This is a genomic window from Rhizobium sp. BK661 (genome assembly GCF_024808825.1).
Classification (GTDB): Bacteria; Pseudomonadota; Alphaproteobacteria; order Rhizobiales; family Rhizobiaceae; genus Rhizobium.
Map to the genome: position 1 here is coordinate 372,248 of NZ_JANTYT010000002.1, position 14,105 is coordinate 386,352.

Annotated in this window: 15 protein-coding genes; 2 read left to right on the forward strand and 13 right to left on the reverse strand. The window is 60.0% G+C overall.

All coding sequences use genetic code 11. The features are described 5' to 3' along the window. Nucleotides 1–52: 52 nt before the first annotated feature. The 4 genes from FHX16_RS08125 to rsfS form a co-directional block, all read right to left on the reverse strand. Nucleotides 53–1,375, reverse strand: a complete 1,323-nt coding sequence (locus tag FHX16_RS08125; protein ID WP_183755017.1) for a S41 family peptidase — start codon at nucleotides 1,373–1,375, stop codon at nucleotides 53–55. Further along, nucleotides 1,365–2,819, reverse strand: coding sequence for a murein hydrolase activator EnvC (locus tag FHX16_RS08130; protein WP_183864341.1), 1,455 nt, complete (start codon nucleotides 2,817–2,819; stop codon nucleotides 1,365–1,367). Before FHX16_RS08130 ends, FHX16_RS08125 begins: the two co-directional genes overlap by 11 nt. A gap of 120 nt (nucleotides 2,820–2,939) precedes the next feature. Beyond that, complete coding sequence (gene rlmH / locus FHX16_RS08135) at nucleotides 2,940–3,422, reverse strand: 23S rRNA (pseudouridine(1915)-N(3))-methyltransferase RlmH (protein ID WP_183864342.1); 483 nt, start codon at nucleotides 3,420–3,422, stop codon at nucleotides 2,940–2,942. A gap of 118 nt (nucleotides 3,423–3,540) precedes the next feature. Then, entirely contained in the window at nucleotides 3,541–3,984 is a 444-nt protein-coding gene (gene rsfS / locus FHX16_RS08140) for a ribosome silencing factor (RefSeq protein WP_016556777.1), read from the reverse strand. A 205-nt stretch (nucleotides 3,985–4,189) separates the two neighbouring features. Between rsfS and FHX16_RS08145 the strand changes: the two genes are divergently transcribed. Then, the gene (locus FHX16_RS08145; protein WP_183755323.1) at nucleotides 4,190–4,561 is read left to right on the forward strand and encodes a winged helix-turn-helix domain-containing protein; all 372 of its coding nucleotides are present in this window, start codon (nucleotides 4,190–4,192) and stop codon (nucleotides 4,559–4,561) included. On the opposite strand, the gene modC is transcribed toward FHX16_RS08145, so the two are convergent. The 7 genes from modC to obgE all read right to left on the reverse strand — a co-directional run bounded on the left by modC (nucleotide 4,562) and on the right by obgE (nucleotide 11,792). Then, the gene (modC, locus tag FHX16_RS08150; protein ID WP_183864343.1) at nucleotides 4,562–5,629 is read right to left on the reverse strand and encodes a molybdenum ABC transporter ATP-binding protein; all 1,068 of its coding nucleotides are present in this window, start codon (nucleotides 5,627–5,629) and stop codon (nucleotides 4,562–4,564) included. Further along, the gene (gene modB / locus FHX16_RS08155; RefSeq protein WP_183864344.1) at nucleotides 5,626–6,327 is read right to left on the reverse strand and encodes a molybdate ABC transporter permease subunit; all 702 of its coding nucleotides are present in this window, start codon (nucleotides 6,325–6,327) and stop codon (nucleotides 5,626–5,628) included. Before modB ends, modC begins: the two co-directional genes overlap by 4 nt. A gap of 72 nt (nucleotides 6,328–6,399) precedes the next feature. Next, a complete protein-coding gene (gene modA / locus FHX16_RS08160; RefSeq protein ID WP_183864345.1) occupies nucleotides 6,400–7,185 on the reverse strand; it encodes a molybdate ABC transporter substrate-binding protein in 786 nt (261 codons plus the stop codon). A gap of 470 nt (nucleotides 7,186–7,655) precedes the next feature. Further along, complete coding sequence (locus FHX16_RS08165; protein ID WP_210296766.1) at nucleotides 7,656–8,240, reverse strand: nicotinate-nucleotide adenylyltransferase; 585 nt, start codon at nucleotides 8,238–8,240, stop codon at nucleotides 7,656–7,658. 37 nt (nucleotides 8,241–8,277) lie between these two features. Further along, on the reverse strand, nucleotides 8,278–9,561 hold the full coding sequence (locus tag FHX16_RS08170; RefSeq protein ID WP_183864347.1) for a glutamate-5-semialdehyde dehydrogenase: 1,284 nt from the start codon (nucleotides 9,559–9,561) through the stop codon (nucleotides 8,278–8,280). Beyond that, nucleotides 9,554–10,723: a glutamate 5-kinase gene (gene proB, locus FHX16_RS08175; protein ID WP_183864348.1), complete on the reverse strand. Its 1,170-nt coding sequence runs from the start codon at nucleotides 10,721–10,723 to the stop codon at nucleotides 9,554–9,556. Before proB ends, FHX16_RS08170 begins: the two co-directional genes overlap by 8 nt. After that, nucleotides 10,710–11,792, reverse strand: coding sequence for a GTPase ObgE (obgE, locus tag FHX16_RS08180; RefSeq protein WP_183864349.1), 1,083 nt, complete (start codon nucleotides 11,790–11,792; stop codon nucleotides 10,710–10,712). The genes proB and obgE overlap by 14 nt, the downstream gene beginning before the upstream one ends. An 83-nt stretch (nucleotides 11,793–11,875) precedes the next feature. On the opposite strand from obgE, the gene FHX16_RS08185 reads away from it, so the two are divergent. After that, on the forward strand, nucleotides 11,876–12,742 hold the full coding sequence (locus FHX16_RS08185; protein ID WP_183864350.1) for an endonuclease/exonuclease/phosphatase family protein: 867 nt from the start codon (nucleotides 11,876–11,878) through the stop codon (nucleotides 12,740–12,742). A 38-nt stretch (nucleotides 12,743–12,780) separates the two neighbouring features. Here FHX16_RS08185 and FHX16_RS08190 read toward each other — a convergent pair whose 3' ends face one another. Both FHX16_RS08190 and FHX16_RS08195 read right to left on the reverse strand, forming a co-directional pair. Next, the gene (locus tag FHX16_RS08190; protein WP_183864351.1) at nucleotides 12,781–13,368 is read right to left on the reverse strand and encodes a GNAT family N-acetyltransferase; all 588 of its coding nucleotides are present in this window, start codon (nucleotides 13,366–13,368) and stop codon (nucleotides 12,781–12,783) included. After that, entirely contained in the window at nucleotides 13,365–14,021 is a 657-nt protein-coding gene (locus tag FHX16_RS08195; RefSeq protein WP_183864352.1) for a GNAT family N-acetyltransferase, read from the reverse strand. The genes FHX16_RS08190 and FHX16_RS08195 overlap by 4 nt, the downstream gene beginning before the upstream one ends. Between the last annotated feature and the right edge of the window lie 84 nt (nucleotides 14,022–14,105).

Genomic DNA, 14,105 nt, shown 5'->3' on the forward strand with positions numbered 1-14,105 from the left:
CAAAAAGGCGTCAGGCCGGACACACCATCCAGCCTGACGCCTCAAATTGCAATCACTTGGCGCTGACGGCCTTGTCCGGATTCGGCGGGAAGGCCGGATCGGTCTTCTTGCCGCGAAGCAGGTCAAGCGCGTAGTTGAGCTGGACGTCGTCCTTCGGATCCGGCGGAATATAGGCAACCGAACCGGAGCCTTCGTCCGTCTCGCTCTGACCCTTGATGTGCCCGCGCAGGCTGGACTCGCCTTCGGTGACCATCTTGCCCTTCAGATCATCGGGCAGCGGCTCCTCGACCTTGATATCAGGCGTGATACCGGTGCCCTGGATGGAGCGGCCCGACGGCGTGTAGTAGAGCGCAGTCGTCAGGCGCAGCGCGCCGTTTTCACCGAGCGGGATGATCGTCTGGACCGAGCCCTTTCCGAACGAACGCGTGCCGAGAACCGTCGCACGACGCAGGTCCTGCAGCGCACCCGCAACGATTTCCGAAGCAGACGCCGAACCACCGTTGATGAGCACGATCACCGGCTTGCCGTCCGTCAGATCGCCCGGGCCAGCGTTGAAGCGGCGGGTTTCGTCCGGATTGCGGCCGCGGGTCGACACCACCTCGCCACGCTGCAGCAGCGCATCCGATACCTGGATCGCCTGATCGAGCAGACCGCCGGGGTTCAGGCGAAGGTCGAGCACATAGCCCTTCAGCTTGTCGGCCGGGACCGTCTTCTTGATCTTCTCGATAGCCTTCTCGAGGTCGGGATAGGTCTTTTCCGTGAAGGAGATGACGCGCAGATAACCGACATCATCCTCGACGCGCGACTTGACGGCCTGAACCGCGACAACGTCTCGGACGATCGTCAGTTCAATCGGCTTGTCGGCACCCTTGCGGATCAACGTCAGCTTGATCGGCGTATTGACCGGACCGCGCATCTTTTCGACAGCGTCTTCCAGCTTCAGGCCACGAACCGACTGACCGTCGATCTCGGAGATGTAGTCTCCAGCAAGAACGCCGGCCTTTGCCGCAGGCGTGTCGTCGATCGGGGTGATGACCTTGACAAGCTCGTCTTCCATCGTGACCTCGATGCCGAGGCCGCCGAATTCACCCTTCGTCTGGGTCTGCATGTCGGCCGCATCCTTGGCATTCATGTAGCTCGAATGCGGATCCAGCGAGGAAAGCATGCCATTGATGGCATTTTCGATGAGTTTGTCCTCGGCCGGCGGCGTCACATACTGTGCGCGCACGCGCTCAAAGACGTCACCAAAAACGGAAAGCTCCTTATAGGTGGAGGCTCCAGCTGCTTCCGCAGGCACGCCCGCCGAATAGATGACGCTCATCGCGGTCGCACCCATCAATGCGCCGACCAGAACAAGAGAAGCCCTACGAATCATTGCGTGCCTTTCCAGTGTCTTTAGCGGTCCACCAAGGCCGGGAATCGACCGGTTTTCCATCTTTTCGAAATTCAATGTAAAGCGTTGGACGGTTGGTTTCCAGCGCCAATGCAGTCGCGCTCGCCACTCTTTTTGCACCCATTGCGGCAAGCGGTTCGCCAGCGAAGACGAATTTGCCCTGGCGCGTGCTGATCGTCTCCATGCCGGAGAGGACGAGATGGTAGCCGTCGCCGACGTCTAGGATGATCATTTGGCCGTAGCTGCGAAATGCGCCCGCATAGACAACAAGGCCATCTGCGGGAGCGGTAACCACCGTTTCCGGATTGGTGGCAAGCGTCACTCCCAATGCCTCATGGCCGGTTCCGTCGGCATCGCCGAACTGGCGGAGCGCATCGCCTGCCACAGGCAATTCCAGCTTCGCCTTCAATTCTCCGAAGGGATATGCGGGCGCAATGCGGTTTTTATCAGGCACACCGCTCTCCGCGAGCGCCTTGGCTTGGGCACGCTGCTCCTCGGTCAAGAGCTTGCGGTTCTCCTCGGCCTGGCGAGCTGCAGCCGCCGCTTCCCGAACCGATGCAATCTCGGTTTCCATCGACGCCACCAGACCCTCCAAGCTTGTCGCCTTGCTGGCAAGATCTTCCGAGTGCTTCTTCTCCGCGTTCAGTTCTGCGGCGCTGCTGCGGCTCAGCTTCTCGTTTTCGGCAAGAAGCAGATCCATGCGGCGCTCTTCTTCGATGTTGTTCGTCATCGTCGTGGTGAGCGCTGACTTTTCCGCAGCACTTGCTGCTTGCAATGCAGAAAGGTTAGCAAGATCGCCAGCGAGCTTGTCTGTCTCCTTTCGAATTCCGGGAACCACGGCGCCGAGCAGGATCGCGCTGCGCACTGAGGCGAGCGCGTCGTCGGGTGTGACGAGCAGGGCAGGTGGCGGATTGCGACCCATCCGCTGCAAGGCCCCTAGCACCTCCGCCAGCAAGCCGCGTCGTTCATACAGGGAACGCCGAACCGTATCTTCCTTCAAGCCCAGATCGGCAAGCTTCTTCTCACTCTCCAAAATCTGCTTCTCGAGCGCCTTGCGCCGCGTCGCTGAATCGATCAGCGCCTGACGAACACTGCCGCTGCTCTTGTCCAGATCCGCGATGCTCTTCTCCAACTCGGCAACCTTGCCGGATGAGAGGCCTATCGTCTTCGACAAGGCATCAAGCTCGGCTCGCGTCTCGTCTCGTTTCTTCGCGAGGTCGGCCGCCGGATCCGGTGGCGGCTGGGCAACGGCTGCACCTGCCACAGTAGGCGCCTCGCCCGGCGACATCCCTGCAACTTCCGGCGCATCTTGTGCGAAGGCGCTGGCGGCGAAAGGGCGGCTTACAACTGCCGCCAGAGACATGCTCAAGCCTGCGGCCAGGGCCGACAAAATGACGTATTTTGGCTTGAACACACGCGTCGGCATATGAACTTCGAGATCCCTTTCAAATCGCGCGGAGATTAAGCTGATTTGACATTCTTTGCCAGATCGATTGAGGGTTTGCGCGCCCCAGGATGGACACGCTCGCGTGAGCAACGGAACCCATCAAACGCGATGATAGGGATGGCCGGAAAGGATCGTGACGGCTCGATATAACTGCTCAGCAATCAGAGTACGAACCAGCTGATGCGGCCAGGTCATCTTGCCGAGGCAAAGCGTGGCATCGGCAAGATCATACAGCGACGGATCGAGACCGTCAGCACCGCCGATGGCGATCATCAGGTCACGTTTGCCCCGGTCGCGATAGTTTCCAAGGAGATTGGCAAAGCCTTCGCTGTCCAGCGCCTTGCCCCGCTCGTCCAACAGGATGAGGATACTCCCATCCGCCAGCGACTTCTGCAGCATTGCCGCTTCGTCACGCTTGCGCGTATCGGCATTCGACGCGCGGCTTTCAGCAACTTCGGCGACGCGGGAGAATTCGAGGCCGACAGCAGGACCGGCCTTGGCAAAACGATCGAAATAGCGGGCCGCAAGATCCTTCTCGGGGCCGGACTTCAGCCGCCCCACTGCAAAAAGACCAACACGCATTATCCGCTCCTGCAATTCGGCAAAGGGCGGCGCACATATGCCACCTGGCCGGATCCAATCATCCGGCCTAAATTGCTTGCCGTCTATCCGGCACCAGACGCAGCGTCCAGGCAGCCTGTTAGTGCACCGTTTCTTCGTCCATGTCGGGCGCGGCCCACATCTTTTCGATGTTGTAGAACTCGCGTATCTCTGGACGGAAGACATGGACGATGACATCGCCGGTGTCGATCAGGATCCAATCACCGCCTTCCTGACCCTCGACGCGGGCGCTTCCAAGGCCCTCGTCTTTCAGATCGGTCAGCAAGTGGTCGGAGATCGCCATGACATGCCTGCTCGAGCGCCCGGAGACGACGACCATGAAGTCTCCCAGTGCCGATTTTCCAGCGATGTCGATGGTGACGATATCTTCAGCTTTAGAGTCCTCAAGGCTTGTGAGGACGGCGTGTAGGGCGCGGGCGGCAGCATCGGCGCCACGTTCCGGGCTCTTCGGGACAACGGCAAGCGTTTTTCCCTTGGCGTGTACTGTTGTCAGTGCTTTCCCTTTCTCGGAATGACAAAACATGCACATCACTGATTTGGACAACCAAATCATAGTTAAGATAGGCACCAAACCATTAATGTTTCAAGACGCGCACAATCACAAAGCGTGAATATCCGCTTTGGCGCGACAACTCATCCTTGGATGGAAGACTGTATATGGCCGGCTGTGTACAGTGCTTCCGACCATACGTAAAGTAAGTCCGTTTCCGATCGCAAAGACCCTTGCCATGAAAAGCTCCGCAATAAACACGCTTACTCCAGTCCTCCGTATCAGCTTTCCCCACGAAGACCGGCTCGGGCGCGGCAAAATGGAATTGCTCGAGCACATCAGGGAAACAGGATCGATTTCCGCAGCCGGCAGGGCGATGGACATGTCTTATCGTCGCGCCTGGCTATTGGTGAGCGACATGAACAGGATGTTCCTCGAGCCCGTGGTCGAATCGCAAAGGGGAGGGCAAAAGGGAGGCGGGGCGGCGCTGACACCATTTGGCGATGAACTGCTTGCCCGCTTTCGAAAGATGGAACAAGTCATGAAGGCGACCCTCGCGGATGACCTGGCATGGCTGGAGGCCAACCGATCCACCCAAAACAGCCGCTGATCACGGCTCTAGAGCAACCGTCTTTATGACAGCGAAAACCGGCGCCCCGACACGCAGGCCCAGCCGCTCTGCCGAAAAGCTGGTAATCCGGGAAAGGATGGGATCTCCGCCGCAATCAACGAGCACGTCGATTGTCGCGTCGTCGGCTTGGGTCATGGCCTGAACGTGACCTTCAAGCACGTTGAGCGCGCTCAAGGCTTCGGGCCTTTTCATTGCGAGCATCACATCGCGCGCGGGGATTCGCACCCGAACGGTCTTGCCCGGCACCAGCATTGCTCCAGGGATGTGAAGTCTTGCCGATTTCAGGGCAATCGTCGCAATGCGATGCCGTTCGTCAACGCTCTCCACCTTTCCCTCAAGAAGCGCACCCGCCTCACGCCGCTCGAACGAGGCCGGCGGATGGCTAAGGACATCTGCCGCTGAGCCGACCGCCTCGACCTTGCCGTCCCGCATGACCACGACCTGGTTGGCGAGGCGTGCTACCTCGGCGATCGAATGGCTGACATAGACGATCGGAATGTCCATCTCGTCGCGCAACCGCTCGAGATAGGGCATCACCTCAGCCTTTCGGGCATCATCCAACGCCGCCAGCGGCTCGTCCATCAACAGCAAACGGGGAGCCGAGAGCAGAGCCCGGCCAATCGCCACGCGCTGCTTTTCGCCACCTGAAAGCTTTTCGGGTCGGCGATCGAGCAGGCTTTCGATACCGAGCAACGCAACAATGCGGTCCAGGTCCTCCGGCGAGCCGGCAGCTTGGGCGAACCATTTGCCATAGGATAAATTGTGACGAACATTGAGATGCGGAAACAGTCGTGCTTCCTGAAAGACATACCCGAACCTTCGGCGGTGCTTCGCCACGAAGATCCGCCGGTCGGTGTCCGTCATCGTCTGCCCGTCGAGGATGACCTGTCCTCTGTCGGGCCGTGCCAACCCGGCGATGATGCGGATCATCGACGTCTTGCCGGAACCGGACCGGCCGAACAGCGCGGTGATCCCGCGTTCCGAGGTAAAAGCGGCATCGAGCGAAAAGGTGCCAAGACGCTGCTTTGCGTTGACAACGAGCGTCATTCCGGATCGATCCTCCGACCGGCGATACGCGATAGAAACTCCGACGCGAGCAAAGCGACCATGGAGATGGCGACTGCGACAAGTGTCAGCCGTAGAGCACCGACATCACCGCCAGGAACCTGCGTGAAGGAATAGATCGCAGCTGAAAGCGTCTGTGTTTCCCCCGGGATATTGGAAACGAAGGTGATTGTTGCCCCGAATTCCCCCATTGCCTTGGCAAAGGAAAGGATCATTCCGGCAATGATTCCGGGCAGCGTTAACGGCAACGTTATGGTCAAAAAGACCCAGAACGGGCTGGCGCCCAGTGTGCCGGCCGCCTCCTCCAGCTTTCGATCCACCGCTTCGATAGAAAGCCGGATGCTGCGCACCATCAGGGGAAAGGCCATGACTGCGCAGGCAAGTGCCGCACCCGTCCAACGAAACGAAAAGACGATGCCGAAATATTGATCGAGGACGCTGCCAATCGGTCCGCGTCGCCCGAAGAGGATCAGCAGGATGAAACCCGTGACCACCGGCGGCAGGATCAGCGGCAGATGAACGACACCGTTGAGAACAGATTTGCCCCAGAACCGCCCGCGCGCGAGCAACAGGGCCACTCCGATGCCGAATGGCAGGCTCGCCAGCATCGCGACCACTGACACGCGCAGGCTGAGCAAGATTGCCGTCCATTCGTCGTCGCTCAGGCCGAGTGCGTTCAAGCCATTTCTCCAAAAACAGAAGGCCCGTTCGGCGGGCCTTCTCACGCTAAGTCCTCGTGCGAAAATTCGCAATCATTTCAAGATGGTGAAACCTTGATCGGTAAAGAAATGAGCTGCCTTTTCCGACTTCAGGAATTCCAGGTAAGCAGCGGCATCCGGGTTCTTGCTCTCGGAGAGAACAGCAACCGGATAGATGATCGGCGGGTGCGAATCCGCCGGGAAGGTTCCAACAACCGCAACGCCCGGATCCGCAGATGCGTCGGTCTGATAGACAATGCCGTACGGTGCCTCACCGCGCGAGACCAGAGCAAGTGCCGCCCGAACACTCTCGGCCCCGGCTACCTTGCCTTCAACGGAAGGCCACACGCCGAGCGCCTCAAGCGCCGCTTTGCCGTATTTGCCGGCAGGCACGGACTTGACCTCGCCCATCGCGAGCTTGCCATCACCGAGCAGAGCAGAAAGGTCGAAGCCCTTCTTGATGTCGACCGGTTTGGCATGGTCCTTGGGTGCGACGAGTACAATCTTGTTGCCGAGGAGATTTGACCGAGTGTCAGCCTTGATCAGGTTCTTCTTTGCGAGATAGTCCATCCAGTCCAGATCTGCCGACATGAAGATGTCGGCAGGCGCACCGCCTTCAATCTGCTTGGCAAGCGCCGAACTCGCAGCATAGGACGCAACCGCTTCCTTGCCGCCTTCCTTCGCCCAGGCGGCATTCGCCGCATCAAGGGCGTTCTTCAGGCTGGCTGCCGCGAAAACGGTAACCTTTTCCGCGGCGATTGCCGGCGTTGCTGCAACACCCAAAAGAACTGCCGAAATGGCAGCGGCGGCAACGTTGATCCATTGGCGGCGACTGTACATGATCTCTCCCCGAGTTTCGCAATATCCGGAGAAATATAACGTCGCCCGCGCCTTGGCTACCGTTATATTTTCCAGGGCATAACCATTCTGCTTGATCGCAGCACTTCACACATTCGTGAAGTGCATGGCTGGGCACCACCGTCCACTAAAAGAGCTGGAATTCCGCATGAGGGCGCGCCAAAAACGCGGAGGCTTGGCCGAAATCCTTGAGAATGCAAAAGAAATGAGCATCACAGAAGCGGCTTCGATCGAGAGATATGCCTTCTACGCATTGCTGCAATGCAATACACTAGCTTTAAAAACACGGAAAATGTGGTACAACACACTCATCAAACGACGACCTCCTCCTCCCAAAGTCGTTTGATATGGATCGGCAACACTCCTCCTCCCAGTTGTCGATCAAGTTTACGAAGCCCGACGGATCTCCTCCCCCGTCGGGCTTTTCGTTTGTTCGATCCCGAAAAAACCAACTATTTCAAGGCGTCGCGGATAGCGGTCGAGCTGAGGCCCGAGCGCGGACCGTGTATGAAGGTCCAGGCAGGTGCGCGCCGTTTCCAGAGGGCTTGAGAATCGTCCTCGTCAATACGAGCGAAATCGAACGTCCGCGCCATCTTCGACGAGAGGAACGACAGCGTGGAACCCGGCCGGTCGATGACGGCAATTGGAAACGTGTTGACGATGTCCTGCCAGCGCTGCCACAGATGGAACGTCTTCAGGCTATCAGCCCCCATGATCCAGATGAAATGGACATGCGGATTTCGCGCCTTGACGCGCGCCAACGTGTTGGCCGTGAAGCTCGTCGCGAAATCACGCTCGAATGCGGTGATCTTGATCGAAGGATGCCGAGCAAGCCGCTCACTCAAAGCAATCCGCTCGGAAAGCGGCAGCAACTGGCGCCGGTCCTTGAGGGGATTGCCCGGTGTAACGATCCACCACAACTGATCGAGGCCGAGCCGCTTGATCGCGATTTCGGCAACCAGCGCATGGCCGTCATGCGGCGGATTGAAGGAGCCGCCGAAAAGACCGACGACCATGCCGCGCTCCGTATGCGGCATGCGAAGATAAGGTCGGTCGATTTCGTCGTTGATCACGTCAGCGCCGGGTTTGTCCGGTGCCGCGCACCCGATACTTGAAGGATGTCAATTGCTCGACGCCGACGGGGCCGCGGGCATGCATCTTGCCCGTGGCGATTCCGATCTCTGCCCCCATCCCGAACTCGCCGCCATCGGCAAACTGGGTGGATGCATTGTGCAGCAGGATTGCGGAATCAACCTCGGTGAAGAATCGCTCAACCACATCCGGATCCTCGGCAATAACAGCCTCGGTGTGATTGGAGGAGTAGGTCTGGATATGCTGGATCGCACCGGAGATGCCGTCGACAACGGCAACCGAAACGATGGCATCCAGATATTCCGTCGACCAATCTTCCTCGGTGGCGGCCCTCACACCGGGCATCGCTTGAACGACGGCAGTAGAACCGCGAATCTCGCAAGTGGCGCCTGCGAGGGCCTCCAACAGCGGGCGGAGATGGGTACTGGCCGCAGCGCTGTCGACGAGGATCGTTTCCACCGCACCGCAAATACCCGTGCGCCGCATTTTTGCGTTGACGACGATCTCCTTCGCCATGCCGAGGTCGGCCGAGGCATCCACGTAGATATGGCAAAGCCCTTCAAGGTGCGCGAAGACCGGCACTCTCGCCTCGTTCTGAACGCGTGCAACAAGGCTCTTGCCGCCGCGCGGAACGATCACGTCGATCGCGCCACCCAGTCCGCGTAACATCGCGCCGACGGCAGCCCGGTCGCTTACCGGCACAAGCTGAATTGCATGCTCCGGAAGCCCTGCGACCTTCAGGCCTTGCACAAGGCAGCTATGGATTGCCTGCGAGGAACGCCGGGAATCAGAACCACACCGCAAAATGACAGCGTTGCCGGCCTTCAGGCACAGGGCGCCAGCATCCGCAGTCACATTCGGGCGGCTCTCGAAAATCACGCCGATGACGCCGAGCGGCGTGCGGACGCGCTCGATCTTCAGACCATTCGGCCGATCCCAGGCCGCGATCACTTCGCCGACCGGATCCTTGAGGGCCGCAATCGCGCGGATCCCGTCGGCCATTTCGGCAATGCGCTTGTCGGTCAACGTCAGGCGGTCAACGAATGAGGCCAGCATATCCGTACCGGCGACATCCTTCAGATCCTTGGCATTCTCGGCGAGGATATGATCCTTGTTGGCGAGGATCGCATCCGCCATGGCGTTCAGCGCCTTGTTTTTGGCTTCAGTGGACGCAAAGCCCAACGGTCGCGCGGCGGCCTTGGCTTTGCGGCCGATGTCATTCATCAGCGCGTCAATGTCAGGGCTCTGCGCAACGGTATCAAGCATAGCTTGTGTCCTTCTTCTGCCTTTCCGATTTCGAACTGATCTGCGACGTCATCACCATGTCGTCGCGATGGATCATTGCCGCTCGCCCCGCGTAGCCGAGAATTGCCTCGATCTCCGCCGACTTACGACCGGTTATCTGCCGCGCCTCTTCGGCATCGTAGCCGGCAAGCCCGCGCGCGATCTCGCGCCCGTGCGGGCCAACGATTGCCACCGTATCGCCGCGGCTGAAAAGCCCGACCACTTTGCGCACGCCGGCTGGCAGCAGGCTCTTGCCGGCGCCGAGCGCCGCAACGGCGCCCTCGTCGACGTGAAGTTCGCCCGCCGGCTGCAATTGACCAGCAATCCAGGTCTTTCGCGCTGTTACGGGCGTCCCAGAGGGCGCAAACCAAGAGGACCGCGCCCCGTTCTCGATTGCCGAAAGCGGGCTGTCCGTCTTGCCTGACGCAATGATCATGGCACAGCCAGCCGTCGTCGCGATCTTGCCGGCATCGATCTTGGTGCGCATCCCGCCGCGCGACAGTTCGGATGCCGCGCCCCCAGCCATGGCTTCGATCTCAGGCGTGATCTCAGCGATCGTAGCGAGAAACTCGGCCTGCGGATCAAGGTGCGGCGGTGCCGTGTAGAGCCCGTCGATATCGGACAGCAAAATGAGCAGATCAGCGCCGGTCATCGTCGCGACACGCGCGGCCAGGCGATCATTGTCGCCGTAGCGGATTTCGCTGGTGGCAACAGTATCGTTCTCATTGATGATCGGCACCGCGCCAATCTTCAGAAGCTGGTTGATAGTGGCGCGCGCGTTGAGATAGCGGCGGCGCTCTTCGGTATCGCCGAGCGTCAGAAGAATCTGACCGGCAACGATCTCGTCCCGCGACAGGCTTTCCGACCAGGCGCGGGCCAAGGCGATCTGGCCGACGGCCGCCGACGCCTGGCTTTCCTCCAGCTTCAAGGCGCCCGAAGGCAGGTCGAGGACGGAGCGACCGAGTGCAATAGCACCGGAGGAAACGACGAGGACATCAACGCCCTTGGCCTTCAGCGCTGCGATATCGCGGCACATCGCGTCGAGCCACGCCTTCTTCAGGCCCGTCTTGCGATCGACGAGGAGGGCCGAGCCGATCTTGATGACGGCGCGGCGATAGCGCTCGAGCGACTTACGCGTCGTCATTGGCCTCGCCTTCATCGTCCGACACCATATCGCGGTGGCGGAGCTTCGGTGCCTTGGCGAGTTTTTCGGCCGTACCGGCATTCGCCTCGACGATGATGTCCCGCAAGGCGCGCAGCACTTCCGTCATGCCCGTGCCTGTGGCTGCGGAAATCTGGAACGGCGTCCTGCCGCAGGCCTTGGCAAGTTCCTTGGTCTTCTTCTTCAGCGTAGCATCATCAAGCACATCGATCTGCGAAAGCGCAACGATCTCCAGCTTGTCGCCAAGATCACCGCCGTATGCCTCGAGTTCACGGCGCACGGTCGTGTACGCCTTGCCAACCTTCTCCTCCTGCGAGGAGACAAGATGCAGCAGCACACGCGTACGCTCGACGTGACCAAGGAACCGGTCCCCAATCCCGACGCCTTCATGCGCGCCTTCAATCAACCCCGGAATGTCGGCAAGGATGAACTCCTGGCCATCAACCGTCGCTACGCCGAGGTTCGGGTGCAATGTCGTGAAGGGATAATTAGCGATCTTCGGCCGGGCGCGAGTGACAGCCGCAAGGAACGTAGACTTGCCGGCATTCGGCAATCCGACGAGACCGGCATCTGCAATCAGTTTCAGATGCAGCCAGATCGTCTTTTCCTCACCGGGAAGACCGGGATTGGCCCAGTCCGGTGCCTGGTTGACCGAGGATTTGAAGTGCGCGTTTCCGAAGCCCCCGTTGCCGCCGGTAGCGAGCCGGAAGCGTTGGCCTTCCTCGGTGAGGTCGCAGATCAGTGTTTCCTGGTCTTCCTCGAAAACCTGCGTACCGACTGGCACCTTCAGCGTCACGTGGTCGCCATTGGCGCCGGTGCGGTCCCTGCCCATCCCGTGCGTGCCGACCTTGGCCTTGAAGTGCTGTTGGTAGCGGAAATCGATCAGCGTGTTGAGGCCATTTACTGCCTCGACCCAGACGTCGCCGCCGCGTCCGCCGTCACCGCCATCCGGGCCGCCGAATTCGAGGAATTTCTCGCGTCGGAACGAGACGCTGCCCGCGCCGCCGTCTCCAGACTTGATATAGACCTTTGCTTCGTCGAGAAATTTCATTTTACTTCCATGTCCGGTGGCTGTTCATCGCCCCTCTTGCCGCTTTCGATATAGGCGGTTCAATCGGAGGTCAAAGGATTATCGTGAAGTTTGCGAGCTATAACATACAGTACGGCTTCGGTCTTGATGGCATCTACGACCTCGACCGAATCGCCGCGAGCCTCGAGGGTGCTGACATCATCGCGCTCCAGGAGGTCACTCGCGGCTTCGCCAGGAACGACTATGCCGACATGGTTGCCGACCTTGCAGAGCTTTTTCCCAACCATTTCTGGGTCTATGGACCGGCTTGTGACCTGCATATCGAAGAGGGTTCCGATGGCTGGCCGCCACGCGGAACGCGCTTCCAATTCGGCAACATGGTACTCTCGCGCTGGCCGATCCTCGCGACCCGAACGCTGCTTCTGCCGCGCAGCCGAACGATCTCCAAGGTCAATCTCCAGCGCGGCGCAACTGAAGCCGTGATCGAAACGCCGGCGGGGGCGCTGCGTGTCTACTCCGTGCATCTCGATCACGTCTCCATCGACGAGCGCAGTCGCCAGCTCGCCCACCTCAACGAACGCATCAACGCCTTCGTTTCCGAGGGCGGCTCCGTCACTGGCGCTGCAGAGGTCGACGTCGATGATCCGCCGTTGCCCGAGGACTACCTCATCATGGGCGACTTCAACATGACGCCGGAGTCGCCGGAATACTGCATTCTTGCCGGCGCCAAGGACGGCTACTACGGCCGCGTCCCGCGCATCGGCACGCCTGTCGACGCGCTTGCGACGTTGGAGGCTTACCCGCCCGGCAGCTATAGCTGGATGGATCCCAAGGATCATGGCAAACGCATGCATCTCGATTACATCTTTGTCAGCTGCGGCCTCGTGGGCCGCTTGAAATCGGCAAAGATCGATACCGACTCGGTCGGCTCCGACCACTTCCCCGTCTGGGTCGAGATCGACGGTGAATAGGCAGGCGTCCCGAACACCTCGGGACGCCTCTCCTTTCTTCAAGCAATCCTCGCCTGTTGCAACGCGCCCGGCTTCAGCATCGTCTCGACGTGCGTGACCATGGTGTTGCGTGCGAAGCTGTAGATCTCGCTGCAACCGGTCATGCGGAAGCCGAGCTTCTCCTGCAGCTTCAGCGAGGCCGGGTTGTCGGCGAACACGCCGGAATGAAGCGTGGTCTCGGGCATGCGGCGCGAAAAACGCTCCAACACAGCTGATACCGCCTCGCTCATGTAGCCGCGCCGCCAGTAGAAACGGTTCAGCCAGTAACCGAGGTGCCATAGACCATGGCGAAGCTCGATCGCGACGACGCCGATATGGGCGTCGTCGCCAGTCGTGATCGCAAACTGCCAGTCGGGCATACCGCCAGCCATCACCGGTACCAGCCAGTCGAGCGCGTCCTGCTTGTCGTAAGGAGCAGGAACACGCGCGAGCATGCGGGTCACCGCGAAGTCGGACAACGTGTCCGCGATCGCATCGGCATCGCTCAGCCGGTGCGGCCGGAGAACCAGCCGGTCGGTCGCAATGACAGGCATCGAGCCGGGCGCCATCGACTGGCTCCTGGGCCTTTGAAGACTGATCGCGTTCATAAGACGCTCCCCCAGCTTCTCAGCGACATCCAGGTCTTGCGGTCAAGCCTGTACCACTCGACCGGCACGTTACTGCCGAGCGCCAGCGATGCCGCAAGGCCCGATCCCTGGAACTGGAAGCCGCACTTCTGGATGACCCGCCGCGAAGCGACGTTCATCACCCGGCAACGAGCATCGATCTGATCGACATCCTGCCTCGTACGAAAGACCATATCGACCAGGGCGTGGCACGCCTCAGTCATAAAGCCTTGATTCCAGTAAGGTTCTCCTAGCCAGTAACCGATCTCGACGGTCCGCCCGTCAAGATGCGGCTCAACTCCGCAGCACCCCATGAAGGCGCCATTTTCGGCTTTCGTGATCGCATAGACGCACTTGCCAATCTCGCCGTTTTTCGTGCGTCGCACGAAGTCGGCGGCATCATTGGCCGTATACGGGTGCGGCATACGCGACACCATGGTGGCGACTTTGGCGTTGTTGGCAAGATGGGCAAGGGCGTCGATGTCTTCTTCGTGCGGCGCGCGCATGACGAGCCGCTCCGACAGTAAGACAGGGCAATCGGTCCTTAACGGCTCCGGCCTCAGCCGTTCCTTGGGAGACCGCTGGCCTTCCCTGAAAGACCGCGATTGGCCTTCCCTCAACAATTCGCCTTGCATGTTCAGTCCTCCTTCGTTGGACAAGAAAAAAGGGGAGATGGCGCCCCATCTCCCCTGTTTTCTGGACTGAACCTGATACGCTCA

Excerpts from the sequence above, each read along its gene's own strand:
- FHX16_RS08195 (WP_183864352.1), bottom strand. The coding sequence starts at position 14,021 with ATGCAAGGCGAATTGTTGAGGGAAGGCCAATCGCGGTCTTTCAGGGAA.
- proB (WP_183864348.1), bottom strand. The coding sequence starts at position 10,723 with ATGACGACGCGTAAGTCGCTCGAGCGCTATCGCCGCGCCGTCATCAAG.
- obgE (WP_183864349.1), bottom strand. The coding sequence starts at position 11,792 with ATGAAATTTCTCGACGAAGCAAAGGTCTATATCAAGTCTGGAGACGGC.
- modC (WP_183864343.1), bottom strand. The coding sequence starts at position 5,629 with ATGACGCTCGTTGTCAACGCAAAGCAGCGTCTTGGCACCTTTTCGCTC.
- FHX16_RS08125 (WP_183755017.1), bottom strand. The coding sequence starts at position 1,375 with ATGATTCGTAGGGCTTCTCTTGTTCTGGTCGGCGCATTGATGGGTGCG.
- modA (WP_183864345.1), bottom strand. The coding sequence starts at position 7,185 with ATGTACAGTCGCCGCCAATGGATCAACGTTGCCGCCGCTGCCATTTCG.
- FHX16_RS08165 (WP_210296766.1), bottom strand. The coding sequence starts at position 8,240 with ATGCCGCATACGGAGCGCGGCATGGTCGTCGGTCTTTTCGGCGGCTCC.
- FHX16_RS08130 (WP_183864341.1), bottom strand. The coding sequence starts at position 2,819 with ATGCCGACGCGTGTGTTCAAGCCAAAATACGTCATTTTGTCGGCCCTG.
- rsfS (WP_016556777.1), bottom strand. The coding sequence starts at position 3,984 with ATGTTTTGTCATTCCGAGAAAGGGAAAGCACTGACAACAGTACACGCC.
- FHX16_RS08190 (WP_183864351.1), bottom strand. The coding sequence starts at position 13,368 with ATGAACGCGATCAGTCTTCAAAGGCCCAGGAGCCAGTCGATGGCGCCC.
- FHX16_RS08145 (WP_183755323.1), top strand. The coding sequence starts at position 4,190 with ATGAAAAGCTCCGCAATAAACACGCTTACTCCAGTCCTCCGTATCAGC.
- rlmH (WP_183864342.1), bottom strand. The coding sequence starts at position 3,422 with ATGCGTGTTGGTCTTTTTGCAGTGGGGCGGCTGAAGTCCGGCCCCGAG.
- FHX16_RS08170 (WP_183864347.1), bottom strand. The coding sequence starts at position 9,561 with ATGCTTGATACCGTTGCGCAGAGCCCTGACATTGACGCGCTGATGAAT.